Origin of the sequence: Serratia sp. LS-1, assembly GCF_003719595.1 — a bacterium.
Classification (GTDB): Bacteria; Pseudomonadota; Gammaproteobacteria; order Enterobacterales; family Enterobacteriaceae; genus Serratia; species Serratia ureilytica.
This window is the reverse complement of sequence record NZ_CP033504.1, coordinates 407,898-432,336: the sequence shown is the minus strand read 5'-3', so window position 1 is coordinate 432,336 and position 24,439 is coordinate 407,898. Positions and strand designations below refer to the sequence as shown.

Annotated in this window: 23 protein-coding genes and 1 other RNA gene; 5 read left to right on the top strand and 19 right to left on the bottom strand. The window is 59.6% G+C overall.

Annotated features, from left to right (window positions below; genetic code table 11):
- Positions 1 to 40: 40 nt before the first annotated feature.
- The 8 genes from gspF to ffs form a co-directional block, all read right to left on the bottom strand.
- Positions 41 to 1,252, bottom strand: coding sequence for a type II secretion system inner membrane protein GspF (gene gspF, locus EDY99_RS02095; protein ID WP_080301926.1), 1,212 nt, complete (start codon positions 1,250 to 1,252; stop codon positions 41 to 43).
- Positions 1,242 to 2,738 carry a type II secretion system ATPase GspE gene (gspE, locus tag EDY99_RS02090; protein WP_047572441.1) on the bottom strand — a complete coding sequence of 499 codons (1,497 nt, stop codon included), beginning with the start codon at positions 2,736 to 2,738 and terminating at the stop codon, positions 1,242 to 1,244. Before gspE ends, gspF begins: the two co-directional genes overlap by 11 nt.
- A complete protein-coding gene (gene gspD, locus EDY99_RS02085) occupies positions 2,735 to 4,699 on the bottom strand; it encodes a type II secretion system secretin GspD (protein ID WP_080301893.1) in 1,965 nt (654 codons plus the stop codon). Before gspD ends, gspE begins: the two co-directional genes overlap by 4 nt.
- Positions 4,700 to 4,750: 51 nt before the next feature.
- On the bottom strand, positions 4,751 to 5,254 hold the full coding sequence (locus tag EDY99_RS02080) for a type II secretion system protein N (RefSeq protein ID WP_046688363.1): 504 nt from the start codon (positions 5,252 to 5,254) through the stop codon (positions 4,751 to 4,753).
- Positions 5,255 to 5,284: 30 nt separating this feature from the next.
- The gene (locus tag EDY99_RS02075; protein ID WP_226772955.1) at positions 5,285 to 5,728 is read right to left on the bottom strand and encodes a CadC family transcriptional regulator; all 444 of its coding nucleotides are present in this window, start codon (positions 5,726 to 5,728) and stop codon (positions 5,285 to 5,287) included.
- 434 nt (positions 5,729 to 6,162) lie between these two features.
- Positions 6,163 to 6,657 (bottom strand): FidL-like protein, encoded by a 495-nt coding sequence (locus EDY99_RS02070; protein ID WP_123061420.1) that lies wholly within the window; start codon positions 6,655 to 6,657, stop codon positions 6,163 to 6,165.
- A complete protein-coding gene (locus EDY99_RS02065) occupies positions 6,642 to 7,439 on the bottom strand; it encodes a winged helix-turn-helix domain-containing protein (protein ID WP_046688362.1) in 798 nt (265 codons plus the stop codon). Before EDY99_RS02065 ends, EDY99_RS02070 begins: the two co-directional genes overlap by 16 nt.
- A gap of 365 nt (positions 7,440 to 7,804) precedes the next feature.
- Positions 7,805 to 7,901: signal recognition particle sRNA small type (gene ffs / locus EDY99_RS02060), an RNA gene on the bottom strand.
- A 156-nt stretch (positions 7,902 to 8,057) separates the two neighbouring features.
- On the opposite strand from ffs, the gene EDY99_RS02055 reads away from it, so the two are divergent.
- Complete coding sequence (locus EDY99_RS02055) at positions 8,058 to 8,372, top strand: MGMT family protein (protein ID WP_033642088.1); 315 nt, start codon at positions 8,058 to 8,060, stop codon at positions 8,370 to 8,372.
- Positions 8,373 to 8,436: 64 nt separating this feature from the next.
- Here EDY99_RS02055 and EDY99_RS02050 read toward each other — a convergent pair whose 3' ends face one another.
- A complete protein-coding gene (locus EDY99_RS02050; protein ID WP_033642087.1) occupies positions 8,437 to 8,928 on the bottom strand; it encodes a YbaY family lipoprotein in 492 nt (163 codons plus the stop codon).
- 231 nt (positions 8,929 to 9,159) lie between these two features.
- Here EDY99_RS02050 and tesB point away from each other — a divergent pair, with 231 nt between their 5' ends.
- Positions 9,160 to 10,023, top strand: coding sequence for an acyl-CoA thioesterase II (gene tesB, locus EDY99_RS02045; protein ID WP_033642086.1), 864 nt, complete (start codon positions 9,160 to 9,162; stop codon positions 10,021 to 10,023).
- A gap of 90 nt (positions 10,024 to 10,113) precedes the next feature.
- On the opposite strand, the gene amtB is transcribed toward tesB, so the two are convergent.
- From amtB to EDY99_RS02020, 5 genes are all read right to left on the bottom strand, one after another.
- Positions 10,114 to 11,400, bottom strand: a complete 1,287-nt coding sequence (gene amtB / locus EDY99_RS02040; RefSeq protein WP_033651092.1) for an ammonium transporter AmtB — start codon at positions 11,398 to 11,400, stop codon at positions 10,114 to 10,116.
- 35 nt (positions 11,401 to 11,435) lie between these two features.
- On the bottom strand, positions 11,436 to 11,774 hold the full coding sequence (gene glnK / locus EDY99_RS02035) for a P-II family nitrogen regulator (RefSeq protein ID WP_004940327.1): 339 nt from the start codon (positions 11,772 to 11,774) through the stop codon (positions 11,436 to 11,438).
- A 278-nt stretch (positions 11,775 to 12,052) separates the two neighbouring features.
- Complete coding sequence (gene smdB / locus EDY99_RS02030) at positions 12,053 to 13,831, bottom strand: multidrug efflux ABC transporter permease/ATP-binding subunit SmdB (RefSeq protein WP_123061419.1); 1,779 nt, start codon at positions 13,829 to 13,831, stop codon at positions 12,053 to 12,055.
- Complete coding sequence (smdA, locus tag EDY99_RS02025; RefSeq protein WP_122004315.1) at positions 13,824 to 15,599, bottom strand: multidrug efflux ABC transporter permease/ATP-binding subunit SmdA; 1,776 nt, start codon at positions 15,597 to 15,599, stop codon at positions 13,824 to 13,826. The genes smdB and smdA overlap by 8 nt, the downstream gene beginning before the upstream one ends.
- Positions 15,600 to 15,691: 92 nt before the next feature.
- The gene (locus EDY99_RS02020; RefSeq protein ID WP_004940330.1) at positions 15,692 to 16,153 is read right to left on the bottom strand and encodes an Lrp/AsnC family transcriptional regulator; all 462 of its coding nucleotides are present in this window, start codon (positions 16,151 to 16,153) and stop codon (positions 15,692 to 15,694) included.
- A gap of 122 nt (positions 16,154 to 16,275) precedes the next feature.
- On the opposite strand from EDY99_RS02020, the gene EDY99_RS02015 reads away from it, so the two are divergent.
- Positions 16,276 to 17,316, top strand: coding sequence for a PLP-dependent cysteine synthase family protein (locus EDY99_RS02015; protein ID WP_123061418.1), 1,041 nt, complete (start codon positions 16,276 to 16,278; stop codon positions 17,314 to 17,316).
- 63 nt (positions 17,317 to 17,379) lie between these two features.
- Here EDY99_RS02015 and cof read toward each other — a convergent pair whose 3' ends face one another.
- Positions 17,380 to 18,201, bottom strand: coding sequence for an HMP-PP phosphatase (gene cof / locus EDY99_RS02010; RefSeq protein WP_123061417.1), 822 nt, complete (start codon positions 18,199 to 18,201; stop codon positions 17,380 to 17,382).
- 104 nt (positions 18,202 to 18,305) lie between these two features.
- On the opposite strand from cof, the gene EDY99_RS02005 reads away from it, so the two are divergent.
- Entirely contained in the window at positions 18,306 to 20,042 is a 1,737-nt protein-coding gene (locus tag EDY99_RS02005) for an SgrR family transcriptional regulator (protein WP_123061416.1), read from the top strand.
- 94 nt (positions 20,043 to 20,136) lie between these two features.
- Positions 20,137 to 20,835, top strand: a complete 699-nt coding sequence (gene queC / locus EDY99_RS02000; protein WP_047575348.1) for a 7-cyano-7-deazaguanine synthase QueC — start codon at positions 20,137 to 20,139, stop codon at positions 20,833 to 20,835.
- Positions 20,836 to 20,879: 44 nt separating this feature from the next.
- On the opposite strand, the gene EDY99_RS01995 is transcribed toward queC, so the two are convergent.
- The 4 genes from EDY99_RS01995 to hupB form a co-directional block, all read right to left on the bottom strand.
- The gene (locus tag EDY99_RS01995; protein ID WP_033642075.1) at positions 20,880 to 21,281 is read right to left on the bottom strand and encodes a thioesterase family protein; all 402 of its coding nucleotides are present in this window, start codon (positions 21,279 to 21,281) and stop codon (positions 20,880 to 20,882) included.
- A gap of 154 nt (positions 21,282 to 21,435) precedes the next feature.
- The gene (locus tag EDY99_RS01990) at positions 21,436 to 21,816 is read right to left on the bottom strand and encodes a helix-hairpin-helix domain-containing protein (protein ID WP_033642074.1); all 381 of its coding nucleotides are present in this window, start codon (positions 21,814 to 21,816) and stop codon (positions 21,436 to 21,438) included.
- A 138-nt stretch (positions 21,817 to 21,954) separates the two neighbouring features.
- The gene (gene ppiD / locus EDY99_RS01985; protein WP_033642073.1) at positions 21,955 to 23,838 is read right to left on the bottom strand and encodes a peptidylprolyl isomerase; all 1,884 of its coding nucleotides are present in this window, start codon (positions 23,836 to 23,838) and stop codon (positions 21,955 to 21,957) included.
- 178 nt (positions 23,839 to 24,016) lie between these two features.
- A complete protein-coding gene (gene hupB, locus EDY99_RS01980) occupies positions 24,017 to 24,289 on the bottom strand; it encodes a nucleoid-associated protein HU-beta (RefSeq protein WP_004940351.1) in 273 nt (90 codons plus the stop codon).
- Positions 24,290 to 24,439 lie beyond the last annotated feature (150 nt).

Sequence of the window (24,439 nt, the reverse complement as noted above, 5' to 3'; positions counted from 1 at the left end):
TTGCTGATATGACTCACTTTACTCTCCATTAATGGCATGATTAGCCGACCATATTATTGAGCTGCAATATCGGCTGCAGGATGGCCAGAATGATAAACAGCACCGAACCGGCCATCGCGATCACCAATAAAGGCTCAAACAGCCCCAGCGCCAGCGTGATTTGCCGGCTGAAGGCCTCCTGCTGCATCGCCGCCGCCCGTTCGAGCATCATGTCCAGTTCGCCGCTGCGCTCGCCGGACATGATCATGTGTCGCATCATCGGCGAGAACAGCGCGGTGCCTTCAAGCGACGGCGACAATCCTTCCCCCTCTCGCACCCGCTCCATCGCCGCCAGCAGGCGCTCACGGGCAGCCTCGTTACCCAACACGCCGGCGCTGATGCGCATCGCCTCCAGCAACGGCACGGCGCTGGCGTTCAAAATGCTCAGCGTTTTGGCGTAGCGCGCGGTATTCACCGCCAGCGACAGTTTGCCGACCACCGGCAGCCGCAGGATGAACGCATGCCAGCGTGCGCGCCGCGCCGGATCCCGCAGGCGATAACGGAAAGCGCCAAGTCCCGCCAGCGCCGCCATCAACACCGCCGCCCCCCATTGGCGCAATCCGTCGCTGGCGCCGAGCAGCATCCGGGTCGACAGCGGCAAGGTCTGCTTCATATGCACAAACTGTTCGATCACCTTCGGCACCACCGCCGTCAACAGGATCGCCACCACGCCAATCGCCACCGCCGTCAGCACCATCGGGTACACCAACGCCTGCACGATCTTGTTCTTCATGTGCTGGCGCTGTTCGACATAGTCAGCCAGCCGTTCCAGCACCGGCCCCAGATGGCCGGCAATCTCACCGGCCGCCACCATGGCGCAATAGAGACGGTCAAAAATCTGCGGATACTGCCCCAGCGCCTGCGCCAGCGGGAAACCCTCCAGAATGCGCTGCCTCACCTGAGTCAACGCCGCCTGCAGGCCTTTTTTCTCCGTTTGCCGCGCCACCGCCATCAGCGCCTCTTCCAGCGGCAGCGCGGCAGACAGCAGCGTCGCCAGTTGCCGGGTGAGCAGCGCCAGATCGCCGCTGCTCACGCCGCCCATCCAACGGCCGGCGAGCAGGCCGGCAAGAGCGGATCGCCTGCGCGCCTGCACCGCCAGCACCTGCCACCCCTTCTCACGCAGCCGATCGCGGGCCTGGCGCAGAGAATCCGCCTCCAACACGCCACGCCGGGCGCGCCCCTCACGATCGCAGGCGCGATAATCAAACTTCATCGCCATCCCCTTCGCGCGTCACCCGTAACACTTCTTCCAGGCTGGTCTCTCCGGCGCACATTTTGGCGATCCCATCCTGGCGCAGCGGCTGATAGCGCTCCCCGGCCAGCCTGGCGATGTCCAGCTCACCGTCGCTACGGTGGATTGCCCTGCGCATCGGTTCATCCAGCACCAACAGTTCATGCAAACCGATTCGGCCGCGATAGCCCTGCCCGCCGCAGGCCTCACATCCTATCGGGCGCCAGCAAGTCAGCGCCCGCGTCGACGCCAGCCCCAGTTGGCGCCGCTGCGCGTCAGGCAGCGCATAAGGCTCGCGACAGTGCGGACAAAGCCGGCGCACCAGGCGCTGCGCCAACACGCCGCTCAGCGAGCTGGAAAGCAAAAACGGTTCAACGCCCATGTCCCGCAGCCGGGTCACGGCGCCGATCGCCGTGTTGGTATGCAGGGTCGACAGCACCAGATGTCCGGTCAATGAGGCCTGCACCGCGATCTGCGCCGTTTCACCGTCGCGGATCTCGCCGATCAACACCACATCGGGATCCTGACGCAGCAGCGCGCGCAGCCCGCGCGCGAAGGTCATGTCCACCTTGGGGTTCACCTGCGTCTGCGCGATGCCGGCCAGTTCATACTCGACGGGATCTTCGATCGTCATGATGTTGCGCTGTTCGTCATTGATCTGGTTCAGCAAGGTATAGAGCGTGGTGCTCTTGCCCGAACCGGTCGGGCCGGTGACCAGAATAATGCCGTGCGGCTGGCGGATCAGGCGCAGCAACGCCTGTTGGTGCGCCGCCGCCATGCCCAGGCTGGGCAGTTCGAGCCGCACGCCCTGTTTATCCAACAGGCGCATGACCACGCGTTCGCCGTGGCTGGCCGGCATCACCGACACCCGCACGTCGATCGCCCGCCCGCCAACCTTCAGCGCCATGCGCCCATCCTGCGGCACGCGCTTCTCGGCGATATCCAGCTTCGACATGACCTTGATGCGCGACACCAGCAGCGCCGCCAGCTTGCGCTGCGGCGCCAGAATGCGGCGCAGCGCGCCGTCGATGCGAAAACGGATCACCAGCTCGCTCTCGTAGGTTTCGATGTGAATATCGGAGGCGCGCTCTTTGATCGCCTCACTCAGCAAGGCGTTAATCAGGCGGATAATCGGCGCATCGTCCTGTTCGTCCAACAGGTCTTGCTGCTGCGGCAGCTCTTCCGCCAACGCATAGAAATCCAGTTCGCCACCCAGATCGTCGATCATTTTCTGCGCCTGACCGCTTTCCCGCTGATAGTGCGCCACCAACCGTTGTTCAAAGGCCTCCGTGTCCAGCCGGGCCAGCGTCGGCTCACCGGGCAGGCAGCGGTACGCCTCCATCAACGCGGCGTGGCGGGTCTCGGGATGACAATACAGTTGAATGCCGCTCTGCCCGTCGATGGCCAGCACGCCATGCTGCCGCGCCCAGCCAAAAGGCAGCCGCGGCCCCGCAGAACGGGGCTTCACGGGCGCGCTCCGCGCGAATAAAACGCCTCGATACGCGCGACGGTGGCGAGGAACGCCCGATTGTCGATCGCCTTCTTATCGCCGGCGATCTCGCTGCGCAGTGCGTTATTCAGCTCACGATCGTCCTGCTGCTCGGCGTCGAACTTGCCTAACTTGCGCTGGCTCTGCCGGGAATACCCCTCGGTGCTGCGAATGATGGTCGGGCGGATAAACAGCATCAAATTACGCTTGCTCGCTTTGGTGGCGTTCGAGCGAAACAGCGCCCCCACCAGCGGGATCTTGCCCAGGATCGGCACGCTGCTCTCCAGCTCCGAGTTGGACTTGTCCAGCAGCCCGCCCACCACCACGGTCTCACCGCTGTCCACCAGCACCGTATTGTTGACCGTGCGGATATTGAAGGTCGCCCCCAGCGAATCCGGCGTAGCGCCGGCGCTGTCGGCAACGCTGGAGACCTCCTGCTCGATCTGCATCAGCACGGACTGGCCCTGATTGATCTGCGGTTTGACCTTGAGCTTGATGCCCACCGTTTTGCGCGACACGGTATTGAAGACGTTATCGCTGTTGGTGGTTTGCGAACCGGTGAGGATCGGTACATCCTGGCCGACGCTGAACTCCGCCTCGGCGTTATCGAGCGTAACGATGCTCGGCGTAGCCAGGATATTGTTTTGGTTGTTGCTGGCGATGGCGGACAGCAATACGCCCCAGTTGCCGCTGTAGAAACCGGTCATCAGGCCGTTGGCCTTGCCGAACACATCGCTCATGCCGTTTTCGAACCCCGCCGAGATGCCGGGCGCCTGGCCGGCGAACTGCGTGCCGCCGCCGTATTTGTTGGCCCACTGCACGCCGATGTTCAGCCCCTGACCATCCTGCACTTCGACGATCACCGCTTCGACCAGCACCTGCGCGCGCCGTACATCCAGCTTGGCGACCACCGCCTCCAGATCGCGCATCACGTCCGGCGCGGCGGTGATGATCAGCGCATTGGTCTGCTCATCGGCCTTGATCACCACATTTTTCAACAGCGCCACGTTGGCGGCGGCGCTCTCTTTCTCGTTTTGCAGGCCCGCGCTCACGCCGGTCAGCACCTCGACCAGGCTCTGCGCCTTGGCGTATTTGAGCGGAATGACCTGGGTATTGCCTTGGGTGACACTCTTGTTATCCAACTGCTCAATCAGTTCTTTGGCGTGTTCGCGGGCCCGATCGTCCCCGGCGATCATCACGCTGTTGGTGCGCTCATCCGCCACCAGCCGCAGCGAGCCTGCCCCGGCCATACGCCGTTTGCCCTCTTCGCGAAACAGTTCGTTCACCATCCGCGCGATCTCCGGCGCCGCCGCATGCTTCAGCGCGAAGGTCTCAACCTGATTGCCGTCGTCCTGATCCATCTCCCTGACAAGGTCGAGCAGGCCGTTGACTACCCCGGCTCGGCCGGTGATCAACAGCGCATTGCCCTGCTCGTAATGCGCCACGCTGCCCACGCCGATGCTGTCGTTAAGCTGGCGCAAGATCGGCGAAACGTCTTTGGCCGCGATATTGCGCAGCGGCACCACGCGCATCACCACTTCATCCCCTTCAGCAATCGCCTCGCCGCCGCTTTGCGACAGCGCGGCTCTTTTTCCCTCTTTGGCGGCGATCACCTTCAGGACATTGTTGGGCATGCCGATGACCGTATAGCCGTAGACGTCCAGCACATTGAGAAAGAACTGGTAATATTGCTTCTCGTCGAGCTGTTCGTAGCTGCGCACCGTAACCTTACCTTTCACCGCCGGATCGATAATGATGGTCTTGCTCAGGTTTTTACTGACCGTATTGATAAATTCCTGAATGTCCGTGCCTTTGAAATTGGCGGAGAATTGCTCCGCATGCGCCAGGCCCCCCAGGGCAATCATGACGGCCACCGCCGCTAACGCGCGCCATAAACCGGCGCTCCAGCCTGCGCGGGAACGAAAAATAAAATGCGTCATCACAGTGTTGCCTTATGCTGTAAAACACCCCACGCCGAAGCGGCGCGCCGGCTACTCTTTAAACGTCAGCGCGGCGTAATAACCGTTTTCATCGAGCAGTATTTTGTTTTTTAATATCCGCACGATAACGGCATTGCTGCCGACCAGCCGGTCGCCAACGCCATACCCGGTTTGCTTACCGCCATGTTCCACGATAACCAGGCTTTTTTCGGCGTTATCACTGAACAGCAGACCGGTTATCTTGCCGAGCGTCGCGGCCTCCGGCGCGTTAGCCAGCAGCTCGGCGCCGATCGTCCACTCGCCGACCTTATACCCGCGCGCCTTTTCGCCGCTTTTCGCCGCCTGATAGCGGCCAAACCAGTGTGCGTCGTTAATTTTCTCGATGTCATCTTCCTGGGGAAAGACGCCATGGCGCACTTGCTCACGCCCACTTTCAAGGTGCGGCTCAACGGGTTCGTTATTCACGGTTATCATTCGCCACACCTGAGAAAGCATGAACGTCAAATTAGCCAGGAAGAAAAGTAGAATAAAAAAGTCTATCAACCGCTTGCTCACTGGCCCCCCGGTTATTCAACGGCGCCAACGCTAAGCGGAAATGCCCAACACCATCGCCACGGAAAACAGCAGCGTGATGGCCAGCGCCACTTTATAATTCACGGCGTCCAGCCACGTTCGCCGCTGTTTATTAGCCGCCGGTGCCAAGCATTGCTCCCGCGTATTCGCGCGTTCGCAGGCCTGGAAACTCAGCATCACGCCAAATCGGGGAATGGTTTTGATCACCTCGCCCGGAATACCGTGGCGGGAGAGCAAAGCGCGGCATTGGAATATCATTTGATAATAGTTATTGTCGCTGATGGTCTCATGGTTGCAGAACCAGACTGCGCGTATAATGTCATTTTTCTTATAGATGCCACTCAACAGGCACAGCATGAAACGCCGCTGCAATTCGGTCATTTCGATGAGCACATTCTCTTTTTTAAATAACAGCGTCTTTTCATTGTTGTTTAAGATCACCAACTCATTTTCCAACAGAGTCTCGTTCAGGGCAATGCTATGTATGTCCATCTCTCGCCTATCAGTTTAATGAAGTCCAAAGGCTCCCTGTGCCATTACCTTTGCACGCATGCGGCAGATGCATTTTCAACGCAAATAAGTGATTCGCCGTGTTAAGAGCTGGCTCAATTAATCATGTTAAAAATATTCATGCAACTTATTTATTTAAAATAAACAATATAAAATTAATCTAACAAAACAACACAAACCTAAAGCCATTAAGTCATTTAAAAACATGGTGATAGAAGAATTTATAAAATAAGTGAACCGCCATTAAATTCGATTAGTGATGCGAAAAATAGACAATGACCGATAATAACTCATGTTATTAGTTGTGCGCTAAAAAGACGGCGGAACGCTATAAACGGCAAATAAAATACATCTTTATCGGAGGGGCAATAAAGTAAACGTCAGGATTCAATATTGCATAAGAACATCGGCGAATAGGCATTGCTAAACATCAACGTGTTTTTATCAATGCTGCGAATATGATAAAACGTCGACTCATTGCTGAAAAAGTAGGTATAAATCTCTTCCGGTAAGGTATCACGCGGCGAATAGTTGACCTCGCCGTACTGAAATCGATAAAAACTCCCCTGCGAAACATAGCTGAAGTTAACCCGCCGATTGACGAAGTATTTCTTTTCACCGTCGTTGGCTAACCCCGACAGGACCATCACGCCCTTATCGCCGGACAAAAAGATGTAGTTTATTTTCAGCGACAGCTGAATGTCGTTATGGGCCGCCTGCGCGTCCAGTGAATTGAAATAATTGAACGTGGCGTTCGCTTCACAGGAAAAATCACTGAAGTCATGATAGCTGCGTATCAGGGAATACATCACGCTGCCGGTCAACACGCACAGGCCGACCAGCGTGGCTGACAGAATATTTAACTTTTTTTCCATGCCCGAATGTACTCGCTCTCACAGTTATGCAAAACAGCCGCACTGTCCTTCGTGCATTTGGCGATAAACTGGCGTCCGCTGTCTTCATTGGCATTTTGAGAACGGTTAACCTTGGTAATGACGACCTCGCCGGATCGGCAATGCCGGCCATACAAATCTTTCCTGACCAGAAACTGCAAGTAGCCGTCCTGGTGATTCGCCAAAAAATGGCCGGCATAGTAGATCGGGCAACCGTTCACCGTGCCGACGTAGGACAATACCTGCTTCTTTTCACTGTCGCGATGGTGCTTGTAATAGATGAAGCACAGCGCCAGAAAAGATAAGGGTACGACGATCGATAAACTGCGCAGCAGAATAAAAAAATAGTGATGGGTGTTTTTTGTCGTTGCGGCAGGTGACGCCAACGTCACTGAGGCATCGGCAAGCTGAGGAGGCTCGGGTAAATCAATCCGCAGTCGGTCGACAGGTATTATTCGATTAAGTCTATACCCCTTTTTGGATAGGGTAACGATGAGGCGCTCGTTGAAACCGACAGACGTCAATGCGCGTCGGGTCAGGCTGATATATTGATTTAACGTCGCGGAAGAGGCGCTCAAGCCGTGATCGGTCCAAACCTGCTGCAACAGCGTCTCGCGACTCACCGTCTCATGGCCGTGTTCAAGCAAGCATTTGAATACTCTGGCATTGACGCTGGATAAGAAAACTTCCCGCCCCTTCTTTAAACTTTTCAATGAACCGTTTTCAGTATTAAATGTAATATCTTTATCAATGATATAAATCATGTTTAGCCTGACAGCGCACACGGGTTATTATTTAAACTTATTGAGCCAGTTCGACGACCGCCGCTAAGCGCGGATAGTTTTTTCGCACAGAGAAAAAACAATACTAACGTCATCCCAACAGGTGCGCAACTTTAAGAATTTTCCCCATCTCTCCATCCTTATTTGTCCCACAAATGGCGGTATACGCGTTATTTTTTCGCCGTCATCGGATCTGTTGGCAACAATACATTTCTATCAGGGGGATAAAGGCTAAAACGGTGCAGATGACACGCTTCGCGATCGCGACGTGAAAGTAACGCCTGTTCAGCGTATCGACTTGATGAATAACGGGGAAGAGCGTTTTGCGGGACGCAAATGGGTGGGGACCCTGCCAGCTACATCCCGGCACACACGTCACCTGCTGCGGCTGCTTCCTTCCGGACCTGACCGAGTTCACAAGTTAGTGTTGCGGGAGAACCAACAGGGCCCCCATTGACGGCTTCTGTACTCCGAAGCGGTGGGCATTATCGGCGATGCCCCATCAAATAGCAAGCCAACCCGGGCCAACCGCTGTTTTCTTGCCCACCTGCATTGTGGCACACTCTCCGCCTGGGTTTTGACTCGCGCAGGAACTGCAACATGCAACCAGAAGACGCCTCTTTCAGCCAGCGGGTATTCCATATCGTGGCCGCTATTCCGTACGGCAAAGTCACCACCTACGGTGAAGTCGCCCGTCTGGCCGGTTCGCCGCGCGCCGCGCGTCAGGTCGGCGGCGTGCTGCGGCGTTTGCCGGAAGGCAGCACGCTGCCGTGGCACCGCGTAATCAACCGGCACGGGCAAATCTCGCAACAGGGGGAGGATTTTCAACGGCAACGGCAGGCATTGCTGGCGGAGGGGATTATTTTCGGCCCGCACAGCACGGTCGATTTCGATCGCTACGGCTGGCGCTGGTAAAACAAAACAGCCTTTGGCCGAAGCGCAAAGGCTGTTGATTGGGTCTTGCCGTACCGCAGCAGAATTACTGCATCGCGCTTGGCGCAGCCTGCATCGGCACGCCCTGCACCGGAACCAGCAGCAGATCGGCGCGGGTGCCGTTGCGGTTAACCACTTCCTGGATCGTGTCGGTAATGAACATCAGTCGCCCGTTGACCGTCACCGCCGCGCTCAGAATGATGCGCGCATTCGGTTGGATATCAGACGGGTTGTACGGCAGCGTAAAGTTGAACGGCGCTTGTTGCCCTTCGGTACGTATCGCGCGCTGTGCAATCACTTTGGACGGCGCATCCGCCAGCGAGGCATCAGAGAGGGTGACAGTCAGTACGGCGTCCGGCGGCAGCGCAATGCGCTGACGTATATTAACCGAACCTGTCACCGCCGGCCCCTGAATCTGCGTTTGCGCAGCCGCCGGGTTGCCGGCCGCCGGTGTAGGCACATCAGCACTCTTTTGCGCGCATCCTGCCAGCGTGATCGTCAGTGCTGCGGCACCGCCTACGATTTGCCAGAGTTTCATGGATCGGTCTCCTTTTTTATTATCAACACGTTGGTGGCTTTCACCACCTCACTCATTAAACTTAGCACAAAACACTGATAAATCCACTTTGCCCCGCCTATTAATCACTTAGCCAGCCCAATGCGCTCACTATTAAGAGCATTCTCATCGGCCCTTTAACGCAAGATATTGACGCCGCGCCGTGATATTCCGCACACTGCGCAAAATGATTATTAGAAAGGTAACAATTTTATGAGCCAGGCATTGCAAAACCTCCTCGATCTGTTGGATCTGGAGAAAATCGAAGAAGGGCTGTTCCGCGGCCAAAGCGAAGATCTGGGGCTGCGTCAGGTGTTCGGCGGGCAAGTGGTCGGCCAGGCGCTGTACGCCGCCAAACAGACGGTGCCGGACGAGCGCAGCGTGCACTCGTTCCACAGCTACTTCCTGCGTCCGGGCGACAGCAGCAAGCCGATCGTCTACGACGTAGAAACCCTGCGCGACGGCAACAGCTTCAGCGCCCGTCGCGTCAGCGCCATCCAGCACGGCAAACCTATCTTCTATATGACCGCCTCCTTCCAGAGCCCGGAAGAAGGTTTCGAGCACCAGAACCAGATGCCGGACGTGCCGCCGCCGGAAGGGCTGCTGTCCGAATCAGAGATTGCTCAGAAGCTGGCGCCGATGTTGCCGACCAAAGTACGCGAAAAATTTATCGGTCAGAAGCCGATCGAAATGCGCCCGGTGAAATTCCACAACCCGTTGAAGGGCAGCGTGGAAGAACCGCATCGCTACGTGTGGTTCCGCGCCAACGGCAGCATGCCGGACGATGCGCGCATCCACCAATATCTGCTGGGCTACGCATCGGACTTTAACTTCCTGCCGACGGCGCTGCAGCCGCACGGCGTCGGCTTCCTCGAGCCGGGCATGCAGGTGGCCACCATCGACCATTCGATGTGGTTCCACCGCCCGTTCCGCATGGATGATTGGCTGCTGTACGCGGTGGAAAGCTCCTCCGCCTCCGGCGCACGCGGCTTTGTGCGCGGCCAGATCTACACCCGCGACGGCGTGCTGGTCGCCACCACCGTACAGGAAGGGGTGATTCGCCAACGCGACGCCTGATTTGCGGCATAAAGAAAGGGGCGATGTTTCCATCGCCCCTTTTTGCTTCATCATTATTTTCGTATTTAGCGCACTGCCCTGCTTCGAGTCTTACTGGTTGTAGGCGCTCTCGCCGTGGCTGTTGACGTCCAACCCTTCGCGCTCCTGCTCTTCCGGCACTCTCAGCCCCACCATCGCGCCCGCGATCTTGAAGGCGATAAAGGCGGCGACGCTTGACCACACCAGCGTAATCACGACGCTCAGCAGCTGGATCCACACCTGATGCCCCATCGTCACCCCTTCGGCATAGCCGGTGCCGCCGAGGGAAGAAGCGGTGAACACACCGGTCAGCAGACAGCCGACGATGCCGCACACGCCGTGCACGCCGAACACGTCGCAGGTGTCGTCCACTTTCAGCCATTTCTTCAACGTCACTACGCCCCACAGGCCGGCGACGCCCCCCACCAGGCCGATGATCAACGCGCCGCCCACGCCCACGGTGCCCGCCGCCGGCGTAACGGCAACCAGCCCGGCGATCATGCCGGAGCAGGCGCCCAGCAACGAAGGCTTGCCGCGCAGCACCCACTCGGCAAAGGTCCAGGACAGAATGGCGCCCGCAGTAGCCACCACAGTGTTCAGGAATGCCAAGGCCGCGATGCCGTTAGCCGCGCTGGCGGAACCGGCGTTAAAGCCGAACCAGCCGATATACAAGATGGACGCGCCGGTAAACACCATCGGCAGGTTATGCGGTTTGAACGCCTCTTTACCGAAGCCGGCGCGTTTGCCGAGCAGATAGGCGCCGATCAGCCCGGCGCTGGCGGCGTTGATGTGCACCACGGTGCCGCCGGCGAAGTCCAGCGCGCCGTCGGTGGCCAGATAGCCACCGCCCCACACCATGTGTGCGATCGGCAGGTAAGACAGGGTGAACCACAGGATCGCGAAGATCAGCACCGCCGAGAAGCGAATGCGTTCGGCGAAGCCCCCCACCACCAGCGCCACGGTAATGCAGGCGAAGGAGGCCTGGAAAGCGACGTGGATCATCTGGCTGATGCTGCCGGTGACGCTGTCGATGCCGATGCCTTTCAGCATCGCCGTCTGGAATCCGCCGAACACCGCATTGCCTTCGCTGAACGCCAGGCTGTAGCCATACAGCACCCACAGCACGCAGACCAGCGCGAAGGTGACGGTGACCTGCGTCAGCATCGACAGCACGTTTTTGCCGCGCAGCAGGCCGCCGTAAAACAGCGCGATGCCGGGCAGCGTCATGAACAGCACCAACGCGGTGCAGATCATCATAAAGGCGTTGTCGGCCTTATCGGCGACCGCCGGGGCGGCCAGGGCCAAAGAAGGAACCAGGGTTACCGAACTCAGGCCCAACATGGATAACAGTCTTTTCATTATCAATCATCCCCATCACTTAACTGAGTTCGTGGTTACAGTGCCGATTCGTCGGTTTCGCCGGTGCGAATACGGATCACGCGTTGCAATTCGGCAACGAAAATTTTGCCGTCGCCGATTTTGCCGGTGTAGGCAGCTTTGCTAATGACATCAACCACTTCATCCAACTGATCGTCGGCAATGGCGATATCGATTTTGACCTTGGGCAGGAAGTTGACGTTATATTCGGCGCCGCGATACAGCTCGGCGTGCCCCTTCTGGCGGCCAAAGCCCTTCACTTCGGTTACGGTCAACCCCTGAATGCCCACGGAGGACAAGGCCTCGCGCACGTCCTCCAGCTTGAACGGTTTGATTACCACGGTCACCAGCTTCATATTGCCTCTCCACGAATTAAGCCCAAACTCACCCCGGTACGCCTCATATGTAGCAAGGGCTGTGCCAAATTTTATTTTGCATGGCGATTCAGCGGATTAGCGGGCACGCGGGCGCCGCCGCGGCGCGGCGCAGTACCGATACCTTGAATGGGTTAAATAATGCGCACTGATTTGGTGCGCGTCGCGTCGAAAAAGTGCAGAAAGGGGGCGTAGCCTGGCGGAGTTGCCTGCTTGTGGTGCGTTGGGAAAAATAAGGGCCGCGATCGCGGCCCGTGGGATCAGGCGGGTTGGCTCTCGTCGCGCACCGCTTCCGCCAACTGCTCGCCCGCCAGCTGCAGCTGATACATCTGGTAGTAGCGCCCCTGCTGCGCCAGCAGCTGTTGATGGTTGCCCTGCTCCACCGCCCGGCCGCGATGCAGCACCAGAATGGAATCGGCATCGACGATCGTCGAGAGGCGGTGAGCGATCACCACCAGCGTGGTGTGCTCGCGGATCACGCGCAGCGCCCGCTGGATAGCCTGCTCGGTGCCCGAGTCGATATTGGCGGTCGCCTCATCGAGGATCAGGATCTGCGGCGCCTGCACCAATACCCGCGCCATCGCCAGCAGCTGTTTCTGCCCGACCGACAGGTTATTGCCCTGCTCCCCCAGCCGGGTATGGATACCCTGTGGGAAGCCGCGCACCAGACTCGCCAGCTGCACCGTTTCCAGCGCCCGCCAGACGGCTTCTTCATCGATGTTGCGCCCCAGCGTCACGTTGGCCAGCACCGAATCGGCGATCACCACCGGATCCTGTTGCACCATCGCCACGCCCTGGCGCAGCGTGCGGTGCGACAGGCTGGAGAGCGGACGGCCGTCGAGACGCACTTCCCCTTCGCTGACCGGGTAATAGCCCATCAGCAGGTTAGCCAGCGTGCTCTTGCCGCTGCCGGTATGGCCGACCAGCGCCACGAAGCCGCGTGAGGGCACCGCCAGCGAAATATGCTGCAGCACCTTTTTATCCGCACGGTAGGCGAAGCTCAGATCGGTGATGTCGATGCTGCCGCTGGCCAACGGACGATCGTCTGCGCCGTAGCTTTGCTGGCTGCGATCCATCAGTTCGAAAATACGTTCGCCGGCCACCACCGCCTGCTGCAGGATCGACTGTTGTGACGTCAACTCGATCAGCGGTTCGTTCAAACGCCCCAGGTAGTTGATGAAGGCATAGAGCACGCCGACGCCAATCACGCCTTCGCCGCTGAAGCCGAACAACATCAGCAAACCGCACAGCACCAGCGCCGAAAACAGACTGAGCAGCGGCCGCAGCAGAAAACCGTCGAGCCGCAGCGTCTGCATGCGCGCGAGATAGTGCGATTGGCTGGCGGCGCTCATGCGTTCGCCGAAGCGCACCTGCTGGCGGAATTGCTGGATCACGCCCATGCCGTTGATCACTTCGTTGAAACCGTCGTTGATGTCCGCCAGATAACTGCGCACCCGGCGCACAATCGGCGTGCTGTAATATTGATAGATGCCCATCACCACGAACACCGCCGGGAAGATGCAGATAGCCACTAACGCCATGCGCCAGTCGAGGCTGAACATCGCCACCAGCATGGCGCCGATCAGCGCGGCGCTTTTCAGCACCGTGGAGACCACCATCACGTACAGGTCCTTGATCACTTCGGTGTCGTTGGTGACGCGCGAGATCAATTGCCCGACCGGTTGCGTGTCGAAGGCGCTGAGCGGCTGGCGCAGCGCGGCGTCCATCACGTCGGTACGCAGCCGCTGCACCACGCCTACCGCCGCCTGGTTGAACAGCAGCGCCTGGAAGTAGTGCAGCGCCGCCGCCAGCAGCTCCAGCAGAATGTAGGCCGCCGCCAGCCCGCCGACAATCATCAGCGGCAGTTGCCCTTTGGCGACGTAATTATCGATAAAATAGCTGACCAGGATCGGCCCGGCGACTTCCGCCGCCGCCGCCACCCACAGCATCAGCACCGCCACCCCCAGCGGTTTGCGGTACGGCGAGCCGTAGGCCAGTAGCCGCTTCAGCGTCGGCCACAGCTTTTGCACTTTATTCATCGGCCAACGCCTCCTCGCCGTTTTCCGGCGCTTCGTCCAGCGCCGCTTCCAGCTGCTGATAACGGTACATATCGCGATACCAGCCCGGCTGCGCTGCCAGCGCCGCCGGATCGCCGCGCTGCGCCACGCCGCCGTGCTGCATCACCAGGATTTCGCTGGCCTCGGTCAATGCCGACAGCCGGTGCGCGCTGATGATCACCGTGCGATCTTGCCCCCAGCTGCGCAGGTTGTGCAGGATCTGGTGCTCGGTACGGCCGTCCACCGCCGACAACGCATCGTCGAGGATCAGGATCTCCGCATCCAGCAGCAACGCGCGCGCGATGGAGATGCGCTGTTTCTGGCCGCCCGACAGCATCACGCCGCGTTCGCCCACTTCGGTGTCATAGCCCTGCGGCAGCCGCAGAATGTCCTCATGGACGCTGGCCAGCCGCGCCGCCTGTTCAATCTGCGCCTGCGTCGCCCCCGGCTGGCCCAGCGCGATGTTGTTCGCCACGGTATCGGAGAACAGGAACGGCGTCTGGCTCACCACCGACAGGCGCGAACGCCAGTCGTCGAGCCTGACCTGCGGAAGCGGCAGGCCGTGATAGCAGATCTGCCCTTGGTCGACGTCGAACTGACGCTGGATCAGCGACAGTAATGTCGACTTACCGGCCCCGGTCGGCCCGCACAGCCCCAGCATCTGCCCCGGCTTCAACGTCAGCGCCACGTCATGCAGCGCCGGGTGCGGGTTTTCCGGGTAGTGGAACGCGCGGATATCCACCTCCAGCACGCCGCGCCCGGCCGGCAACGCCTGCGGGCCGTCCTGCACCGCCGGCGCCTCGTCGAGCAGGCTGCGGATACGGCTGTAGGCCGCGCTGCCGCGCTCGACGATGTTGAACATCCAGGCCAGCGCCAGCATCGGCCAGATCATCAGGCCGAGGTACATCACAAAGCTGGTCAGTTGCCCGAGCGTCAGCGAACCGTTCACCACCATCCAGCTGCCGCCGCCGATGGCCAGCAGGTTAGAGGCGCCGATGGCGATATAAATGGTCGGATCGAAGCGCGCATCCACCCGCGCCACGTGCATGTTCTTGGCGCCGGTCTGCGCCGCGACGTCGGCGAAGCGGTTGGATTGGTGATCTTCCAGCCCGAAGGCCTTGATCATGCGGATGCTGGTCATGCTTTCCTGCGCCTGATCGTTGAGGCTGGAAAACGCCGCCTGCGCCGATTTAAAGCGCTGGTGCAGCTGATCGCCGTAATATTTGATGGCGATCGCCATCAGCGGCATCGGGATTAACGCCAACACCGTCAGCTGCCAGCTGATTTGGGTGCTCATCACCACCAGCACCACCAACCCCATCACCAGCGAATCCACCAGCGTCAGCACGCCTTCACCGGCGGCGAACACCACGCGATCCACGTCGTTGGTGGCGCGCGCCATCAGATCGCCGGTGCGGTGGCGCAGGTAGAACGCCGGGTTCTGCCGACTGAGCTGACGGTAAAAGTTTTCGCGCAGCTCGACCGCCAGCTGGTAGGAAGCGCCGAACAGCAGCACCCGCCACACATAGCGCAGCAGGTAAACGACGATCGCGGTGCCGATCATCAGCCCGAGCCAGGCCAACAGCACGCCGGTAGACATCTGTTTTTCGGTGACGCCGTCCACGATGATGCCGACCAGCTTAGGCGGCAGCAATTGCAGGATGGCGATGACGATCAGCAGCACCACCGCCCCGAGGTAGCGGCGCCACTCCCGGCGGAAGTACCAGCCGATTTGAGCAAATAATCTCACGCAGTTTGATTCCAGGGTTTTATGGGATTTGTCTCTTTTTCTGCTTCAGCAGAGCAGGATACCACCGTTGAGCCGCCCGTCCGGTGAACTTTTCACTCCGGCACCGGCAGCGCGGTGGTGTATTTGATTTTTTCCATGGCAAAGCTTGAGGTGACGTCGATAAGGCCCGGCACGCCGTTCACCAGGCGCTTATAAAAGCCGTCGTAGCTTTTCATGTCCGCCACTTCGACCTGCATCAGGTAGTCGTACTCCCCCGCCATGCGGTAGAACGCCAGCACCTCGGGCATCTGGCTAGTCAGCTGCACAAACGCCTGATACCACTCGCTGCTGTGCTGCTGGGTCTTGATCAGTACGAACGCCGTCAGCCCCAGGCCAAGCTTTTCGTTATCCAACAAGGCCACCCGGCCGCGGATATAGCCTTCGTCTTCCAGACGCTTCAGGCGCTTCCAGCACGGCGTAGAGGTCAAATTAACCGCATCGGCCAGCGCCTGCAGCGACTGGGTGCAATCTTGCTGCAGCATGCACAGCAGCTTACGGTCTGTTTTATCTAACATAGCGGCCACCTGGAGAAAAATTTTCTCCCATTAGGCGATTAAACAGGGAAAATGGCAATCCTTTTTTCCTGCCGACAGGCTATGCTACGCCATAAATCAGCCCCCTATTCTGAGGCCAAATCATGACAAACTCTTGGGTAAAATATGCTATCGGTGAAATAGAAGCGGATTTTCAACGCTCCGCCGATACGCACCTGATTCGCCTGAACCTGCCGGCGTTTCCCGGCATCTGCCTGTACCTGAAAGATGAGAGCACCCACCCGACCGGCAGCCTGAAACACCGCCTGGCGCGCTCGCTGTTCCTTTACGGCCTGTGCAACGGCTGGATCACCGAGAACACCACCATCATCGAGGCCTCTTCCGGCAGCACGGCGGTGTCCGAAGCCTACTTCGCGCGGCTGATCGGTCTGCCGTTCATCGCGGTGATGCCGTCCTGCACCGCACGCCGCAAGGTAGAACAGATCGCCTTTTACGGCGGCCGCTGTCACTTCGTCGATCACGCCGCCCAGATCTACGCCGCTTCCGAACAGCTGGCGAAAGAGCTGAACGGCCACTATATGGATCAGTTCACCTACGCCGAGCGCGCCACTGACTGGCGCGGCAACAACAATATCGCCGACAGCATCTTCCGCCAGATGGCGCGCGAACCCTTCCCGGTGCCGAAACACATCGTGATGAGCGCCGGCACCGGCGGCACCTCCGCCACGCTGGGGCGCTATATCCGTTATCAGGGGCACGACACCCGGTTGACGGTGGTCGATCCGGAAAACTCGGTGTTCTATGACTGCTTCCACCACGGTGATCGCACCCTGATCGGCAGCTGCGGCAGCCGTATCGAAGGCATCGGCCGCCCACGCGCCGAGCCGTCGTTCATCCCTTCGGTGGTCGATAACATGTTGCGGGTGCCGGACGCCGCCAGCGTCGCCACCATTCACTGGCTGGAGGCCGTGCTCGGCCGCAAGGTCGGTGCCTCCACCGGTACCAACGTCTGGGGCGCGCTGCAATTGGCGAAGCAGATGCGGGAAAACGGCGAGCAAGGGGCGATCGTCACTCTGCTGTGCGACAGCGGCGAGCGCTACCTCGATACCTATTACAACCCGGAGTGGGTCAGCAACAACATTGGCGATCTGCAACCGTATCTGACGCAGCTGGCGGATTTGTAACGCCGGGCGCAACGTAAAAAAAAGCCGGGTAGTCATACCCGGCCGGCTGTAAGGAGAACCTCATTATTCGGGGGAATAGGTGAGGCAAGGTGAACGCAGCCAATGTTGTAAATAATGAGCCACCGCCTGTTGTTGGCAGTGGCCGATAACCGGCAGCTGCGGCAGCAGGGATTTCAGCTGCGGCAGGGCGTTCCCCATCACCACGCCGTGTCCCACCGCGCCCAGCATCTCTTTGTCGTTCATCGCATCGCCGAACGCCATGCAGTCGGCCATCGTCAATCCCAGGTGACGGCTCAGCCGGTCCAGCGCCGCGCCCTTGTTGCAACCGAGCGGCAGCACCTCCAGGCAATCGTAAGCGGAGAAACACAGATCGGCCTCGCCGCCCAGCTGCGCCCGCAGCTGCACCTGCAATTCCAGCAACTCCTCATGCGGTGCGACAAAGCACACCTTGCTGTTGCCGAAGGCCGGTAAGCGGCGCACGTCAGCCAGTTGGAAACGAAAGCCGCTCAGGTGGTGCGCCTGCAGCATCTCTTCCGGCGCGGGGAACTCGGTCAGCCAACCTTCGTCGCGGAACACGTGCATGCTGGCGCGGGTGCGCCAATGATGATGCAGCACCTCTTCGGCGATCTCCGCCGGCAGATCGGTGGCGTGCAGCTGTTGGCCACGGTTGTCATACACCCGCGTGCCGTTGCCGGTGATCAGATAGCCCTGCAGCCCCAGCTGCGCCATGATCGGTTGCGCATCAAGGTAGTGCCGCCCGGTGGCGAACGTCACCACCATCTCCCGCTCCACCAGCTGGTTCAGCACCGCCAGCGTTTCCGGGCCAACCCGGTGATCCGGCATCAACAGCGTGCCGTCCATATCGAAAGCCGCCAGGCGATACATAAAGACCTCATGAATGTGAACGCGATTACAATCAGTGCAGTATGGGATGGTATTTGCGGAAGTAATAGTGAACAATTTGGGAAAACTGTTCCGGATTTCTGCTCATGCGCCTGGTTCACCGTCTCAGCCAATATCAACGCCTGTATCAACAGCTCGGCAACGCGCCGGTCGCCGTGACCATCGGCGAGCTGGCGGCAATGTTCTACTGCAGCGAACGCCATGCCCGCACGCTGGTGCAGCAGCTGCAGGATCAGGGCTGGCTGAGCTGGCATTCGCAGCCCGGCCGCGGCAAACGCGCCAGCCTGCGCTGCCTGAAAACACCGGATGAGCTGCGCGCGCAGCTGTTGCAGCAGCTGTTGCAACAAGGCAATCATCAGGGGGCGCTGGAGATGGCGCAGCTCGATCCGCAACACCTGCAGGATCTGCTCAACCCGCACCTCGGCGGGCAATGGCAGGCCGGCAGCCCGACGCTGCGCATTCCCTATTACCGTACGCTGGAGGCGCTCGATCCGCTCACGCTGACCGGCCGCGCCGAGCAACATCTGGTGTCGACCCTGCACGCCGGGCTGACGCGCCTGATGACCGGTAACCCGGAGCCGCAGCCCGATCTGGCGCACCACTGGCAGATAAGCGATGGCGGCCTGCGCTGGCGATTCTTTTTGCGTAGCCAGCTGCGCTGGCACAACGGCGAACCGTTGACCGGCCAGCAACTGCTGCAAACGCTGGAAAAACTGCTGGGCCATCCGCGCAGCCAACCCAGCCTGAGCAGCGTCGCGAACGTCAGCCTGCCGCATCCGCTGTGCATTCAGTTCGACCTGCACCTGCCGGACTATTGGCTGGCACACCGGCTGGCGGAGCTGCCTTGTCTGATGACACACCCCGAACTGCCGGCCATCGGCGCCGGCCCATTTAAACTGGCGTTGAATGAACCGCAGTTGGTGAGGCTGGAACAGCATGCCGGTTACCATCTGCAGCATCCGTATCTGGACACCATCGAATACTGGATCACGCCCGATCTGCCCATCACCGGCGCCGACGCCAGCTGCCGGCATCCGGTGCGCATCACCATCGGTCAGCAAGACGATTTGGCGCAGGCCCGGCCGGTGCAGCGCAGCATGAGCCTGGGCTGGTGTTATCTGGCGCTGAACCTGCGCCACGGCGTGCTGAGCGAAGCCCAGGGGCAAAAGCTGCTGATGCTGATCCAGCAGTCCGGCCTGCTCAGCCATCTGCCGATCCCCAACAGCGTGATCACCCCCAGCCATGAAATGCTGCCCGGCTGGCGCATCCCCAGCCAACGGATTGAAGAAGATGTCCCGCTGCCCGCTCGGCTAACATTGCTGTATCGGCCGCCGGTCGAGCTGCAAACGGTGACGGTCGCGCTACAGCGGCTGCTAGCGCAGCACGGCTGCGAGCTGGAAGTGCGTTACTACGCCGGCAAACGCTGGCAAAGCGAGGCGCAGATCGCCCAGGCCGACCTGCTGCTGGCGGACAATCTGATCGGCGAGGCGCCTGAGGCGACGCTGGAGAGCTGGCTGCGGCAGGATTCGCTGTGGCGCGGCATCCTGACGGCAAGCCGCTGGCAGCAGCAGCAGGAGACGTTGCGGGAGATCCAGCAGCTGCAGGCGCAGCCACTGCGCTTCGAACGGCTGCAGGCCTATTATCAACAGCTGATGGCCGCCGCCATCATCACGCCGCTGTTCCACTACCAGTATCAGATCAGCGCGCCGCCGCGTATGCATGGCGTGACGCTGACCGCCCATGGCTGGTTCGATTTTTGCCAGGCGTGGCTGCCGCCGCCGGTGGATGAGGCACCGACCGGAGCCGAACCGCCCTGCGCCTGACGGCCCTTTCTGCTACTATTGTCGCCGCAACGCAATTTTTATCCTGCCGCCCGAATGTGTATCGGGAATGGCCAAAGCCCAAAAAGGTGATTTTATGAAGCGCGCGGTTGTCGTTTTCAGCGGTGGACAAGACTCCACGACCTGCTTGATCCAGGCATTGCAACAGTATGACGAAGTTCACTGCGTCACGTTCGATTACGGCCAGCGCCATCGCGCCGAAATTGAAGTCGCTCAGGAGCTGTCGGAGGCCCTCGGCGCCAAGGCGCACAAGGTGCTGGACGTGACGTTGCTCAATGAGCTGGCCATCAGCAGCCTGACTCGCGACAATATTCCGGTTCCCGCCTACGATCCCAACCAGAAAAACGCGCTGCCGAGCACCTTCGTGCCGGGCCGTAACATCCTGTTCCTGACGCTGGCGGCGATCTACGCCTACCAGGTGGAAGCGGAGGCGGTGATCACCGGCGTGTGTGAAACCGACTTCTCCGGCTACCCGGATTGCCGCGACGAGTTCGTCAAAGCGCTGAACCAGGCGGTGGTGTTGGGCATCGCCCGCGATATCCGCTTCGAAACGCCGTTGATGTGGCTGAACAAGGCCGAAACCTGGGCACTGGCGGACTATTACCAGCAGCTGGATCGGGTGCGTCAGGATACGCTGACCTGCTACAACGGCATCAAGGGTGACGGCTGCGGCGAATGCGCCGCCTGCAACCTGCGCGCCAATGGCCTGACGCAATATCGCGCCAACCAGGCGGAAGTGATGGCGGCGTTGAAACAGAAGGCCAGTCTGGCCTGAGGCAGCGACGGCGGCAGCCGCCGCCGGTGAGCTGACTGCGAATGTTATTTGGGCGTGAGCGCTTCCAAGTGCTCGCGCAATTCCCCTTCAATCGGCAGCGCCCGCTGCGTTTTCAGATCGACGCACACGAAAGTCAGCAGCGCGTCGGCCACCGGCGTCCCCGCCGGATCCTGCGTCACCTTCTGGCTCAGTACCCCGCTTTTGCCGTTGAGCTGCACCATCTGGCTGTCGATGCGCAGTTTATCCCCCAATACCGCCGGGCTGCGGTAATTGATATTGATGTTCACCACGATGAAAGCGATGTTGTTTTCCGTCATCCAGCGGAACCCTGCCTCGTTTTCCAGCCACTCCCAGCGCGCCTCCTCCAGAAACTCCAGATAGCGGGCATTGTTAACGTGCTGGTAGACATCAAGGTGATAACCGCGAACTTTGATAAAGGTTTGCATAGGGAACGATCGCTCCTGCCTGGTGATTACAGAAAGAGGGAGCCGCGTGGGCTCCCTCGCCCGTTTGGTCAACGCGCCAAACTGGTAAGACCTGTAAAATGTAGCAGAGTCGCCATTGCCTCAGCGGCATTTTGCCGCGCAGCCGCGACCGGGATCACATTTTCAGCCGAGTGCGGTTCTTCTCGAACAGCGCCGGTCCGATGCCCGGCACCTCCTGCAGTTGCTCAACCTGGGTGAATGGCCCGTTCTGTTCGCGATAGCGCACAATGCCTTCCGCCTTCTTCAGACCGACACCGCTCAAAGCCGCTGCGAGCTGTTCGGCGGTGGCCTGATTGATGCTGACCGCCGTCTCTTCGGCCGCCTTGGTCATCGCCTGTTGCCCGCCATTGCTCGTCGGGGTTGAGAGCATCGGCGCCGGCGCATCGGCTTTATCCGCCGCGGCGGCCGGCACCGCCAGGCATAACAACAGCGCGGCCAGCGCGGCTTTAACGTGATGACGGTAACCTGATAACGTTTTTTTCTCTGTATGTTGCATGCTGTATCCTCCTTGTGTGTGACAGCACGGCTACCTTGCCGCGGCGGCAGATATTCAGCAATCGGCGGATATCAGATGTGGAAAAGGCCGCGAAAGCGGCCTTTGTTTGTTGCACTGCGTTGCAGAAAAATGCGGCGATTACTGCGGCTGTTGCTCAGCGGCGCCCATTTTAATTTTGGCTTCTTTACGCAGGCTCGCCAGCAGCGAATCGAAGGAAACGCCGGTCGCGCCCTCTTCCATCTTGCCGACGAAGGTTTTCATTTCGTCTTCCGGCAGCGTGCCTGGCTTCACCGCATCGAGTGCGATCAGCACCACGTTGTCCTGGCGATCCTGCGACATGCCGTACACCGGTTTGCCGTCCTGCGGGTGCGGCAGCGCGAACACGCTCTCCACCAGCTGGCTGTCTTCCGGCGCGCGCGCCATCTTCTGCACGGCGCCAAAGCTCAGGCCGGCGGCTTTCATCGCCTCGTCGCCCTTGCCCTGCTTCAGCTCAACCAGCAGCTTCTCACCCTGCAGTTTCGCTTCCTGCACCGCCTTGTTGCGTTTCACCAGATCCGCCACGCGGTCTTTTACCTGGTCGAACGGCTCGATGCCTTCCGGCTTGTGGCCGCTCACGCGCACCACGAAGGCGCGGTCGCCGTCTACGGTGATCACGTCGGAGTTACTGCCCGGCGCGCCGTTCTCGCCGATCAGCGAACCGTCGAAGATCGCCTGCACCACCGGCTTGAAGTTCAGCGCCGCAGGGATATTGTCGCGGGTGAACCAGTCGGTTTGCGCCGCTTTCACGCCCGCCGCTTCTTCAGCCGAGGCCAGGGATTCGTTGTCGCTGGTTGCCGCTTCGCTCACCTTCTGCTGCAGCGCGTAATACGCATCTACCGCTTTCTCCTGCTTCACCTGCTTGGCGATAGCGTCATGCACTTCGCTCAGCGGCTTCAGTTTCTCTGGTTCGATGTCGTTCAAACGCACGATCAGGTAGCCGACGGAAGATTTCACCACGCCGGACAGCTGCCCTTTTTCAGTCAGGTTAGCCTGCTTCAGCTCGTCGGCGGTGGTTTCCGGCTCCAGCCAACCCAGTTCGCCGCCGGTACGGCGTGAAATGATGTCGGTGGATTTTTCTTTCGCCAGCGTGGCGAAATCGGCGCCCTTCTTCAGCTCATCCAGCGCCGCATTGGCTTCCGCCTCGGTTTTCAGCTGGATCACGCTGTAGTTTTTACGCTCCGGCTGGCCGTAGCTGCTCTTGTGCTGGTCGTAGTAAGCGCTGATGTCCTCTTCGCTCACTTTCACCTTATCCTGCATGGACGCGGCGTCCAGCGGGATATAGCTCACCTTCACCTGCTCCGGGGCGATGAAGCTGTTCTTGTTCTGATCGTAATACGCCTTCAGTTCGTCGTCGCCGGCGCTCTGTTTCGCCTGCAGCGCCTTCAGATCGATAGTCGCCAGACGCACGTCGCGCTCCTGCAGCACCAACGCCGCCATGGCTTGCGATTCGGACGGCAGCACGAAGCCGGATTCGCCGAAGGCCTGGATCAGCTGCTGATTGACCAGCTGCTGACGCATCGACTGCGCGAAGTTGTCGGCGGTGTAGCCCATACGGCCGATCAGGTCGAGGTACTTGGCGTTATCGAACTGGCCGTTGGTTTGGAAATAAGGCGCCTTGCGGATGGCGTCCTTGATCTGATCGTCGCTGACCGCCAGGCCCAGCTTCTTGGCGTATTGGTCGAGCAGCATGTTGTCGATCAACTGGGACAACACCTGACGGCGCATCTGCTGCATGTAGCCTTCGTTGCCGGCCAGCGCAGAGAACTGGTCACCCAGCTGCTGCTGCATGCGGCTACGCTCGCTTTGGAAAGCCTGTTCCAGCTGAGCGCGTTCGATCGTCTGACCATTTACTTTCGCAGCATAATCGCCGGAGCCGCCGATCAGGTAGTTACCCACCCCGGTCAGGACGAATGACAGGATGATCAGGGCCAGGATGATTTTGAGCACGACGTGATTGGCAGCCGCGCGTAAATTGTCCATCATAGTGTGACAACACTCCGCTGTGATGTGGATTAACAACCCTTGTGCAGGCGCGTTCCCTGCGACAAAAATAAAAAAAGCGCATCAGTCCGATGCGCCTTGTATCTTACCTTACCAGCACCGCTGCGTCAGGTGATTGTTTATTACAAAACCCTGTTACGCTAAACGGTTAGACGCCAAATCAGTTTACAGCGTCTTTCAGCGCTTTCCCTGCACGGAAGGCCGGCACTTTGGCTGCCGCGATCTTGATTTCTTTACCGGTTTGCGGGTTACGGCCGGTACGAGCCGAACGTTCACGCACGGTGAAGGAACCGAAACCAACCAGAGCCACGTCATCCCCAGCTTTCAGAGAGTCGGTAACGGAAGCGATTACTGCGTCTAAAGCACGTCCAGCTGCCGCTTTGGAAATATCAGCACCTGCGGCAATCTTGTCGATCAGTTGTGACTTATTCACTCTATCATCCCCTCTAGAATTCTATCGTCGCACCGAAAAATCCCTACGGTTGCGACAGCGCAGCTGTTATATCAATCCCATCGAACCTTGGCAAGCCACCGACTGCGTGGCAAAACGTGGGCCGACAGAGATCTAACTTAGCGGTACAAA

What these genes read in the sequence shown, in the direction of transcription:
- gspF (WP_080301926.1), bottom strand. Translation starts at nt 1,252, where the DNA reads ATGAAGTTTGATTATCGCGCCTGCGATCGTGAGGGGCGCGCCCGGCGT.
- gspD (WP_080301893.1), bottom strand. Translation starts at nt 4,699, where the DNA reads ATGACGCATTTTATTTTTCGTTCCCGCGCAGGCTGGAGCGCCGGTTTA.
- EDY99_RS02070 (WP_123061420.1), bottom strand. Translation starts at nt 6,657, where the DNA reads ATGGAAAAAAAGTTAAATATTCTGTCAGCCACGCTGGTCGGCCTGTGC.
- EDY99_RS02065 (WP_046688362.1), bottom strand. Translation starts at nt 7,439, where the DNA reads ATGATTTATATCATTGATAAAGATATTACATTTAATACTGAAAACGGT.
- EDY99_RS02055 (WP_033642088.1), top strand. Translation starts at nt 8,058, where the DNA reads ATGCAACCAGAAGACGCCTCTTTCAGCCAGCGGGTATTCCATATCGTG.
- EDY99_RS02050 (WP_033642087.1), bottom strand. Translation starts at nt 8,928, where the DNA reads ATGAAACTCTGGCAAATCGTAGGCGGTGCCGCAGCACTGACGATCACG.
- tesB (WP_033642086.1), top strand. Translation starts at nt 9,160, where the DNA reads ATGAGCCAGGCATTGCAAAACCTCCTCGATCTGTTGGATCTGGAGAAA.
- amtB (WP_033651092.1), bottom strand. Translation starts at nt 11,400, where the DNA reads ATGAAAAGACTGTTATCCATGTTGGGCCTGAGTTCGGTAACCCTGGTT.
- glnK (WP_004940327.1), bottom strand. Translation starts at nt 11,774, where the DNA reads ATGAAGCTGGTGACCGTGGTAATCAAACCGTTCAAGCTGGAGGACGTG.
- smdB (WP_123061419.1), bottom strand. Translation starts at nt 13,831, where the DNA reads ATGAATAAAGTGCAAAAGCTGTGGCCGACGCTGAAGCGGCTACTGGCC.
- EDY99_RS02020 (WP_004940330.1), bottom strand. Translation starts at nt 16,153, where the DNA reads ATGTTAGATAAAACAGACCGTAAGCTGCTGTGCATGCTGCAGCAAGAT.
- EDY99_RS02015 (WP_123061418.1), top strand. Translation starts at nt 16,276, where the DNA reads ATGACAAACTCTTGGGTAAAATATGCTATCGGTGAAATAGAAGCGGAT.
- cof (WP_123061417.1), bottom strand. Translation starts at nt 18,201, where the DNA reads ATGTATCGCCTGGCGGCTTTCGATATGGACGGCACGCTGTTGATGCCG.
- EDY99_RS02005 (WP_123061416.1), top strand. Translation starts at nt 18,306, where the DNA reads ATGCGCCTGGTTCACCGTCTCAGCCAATATCAACGCCTGTATCAACAG.
- queC (WP_047575348.1), top strand. Translation starts at nt 20,137, where the DNA reads ATGAAGCGCGCGGTTGTCGTTTTCAGCGGTGGACAAGACTCCACGACC.
- EDY99_RS01995 (WP_033642075.1), bottom strand. Translation starts at nt 21,281, where the DNA reads ATGCAAACCTTTATCAAAGTTCGCGGTTATCACCTTGATGTCTACCAG.
- EDY99_RS01990 (WP_033642074.1), bottom strand. Translation starts at nt 21,816, where the DNA reads ATGCAACATACAGAGAAAAAAACGTTATCAGGTTACCGTCATCACGTT.
- ppiD (WP_033642073.1), bottom strand. Translation starts at nt 23,838, where the DNA reads ATGATGGACAATTTACGCGCGGCTGCCAATCACGTCGTGCTCAAAATC.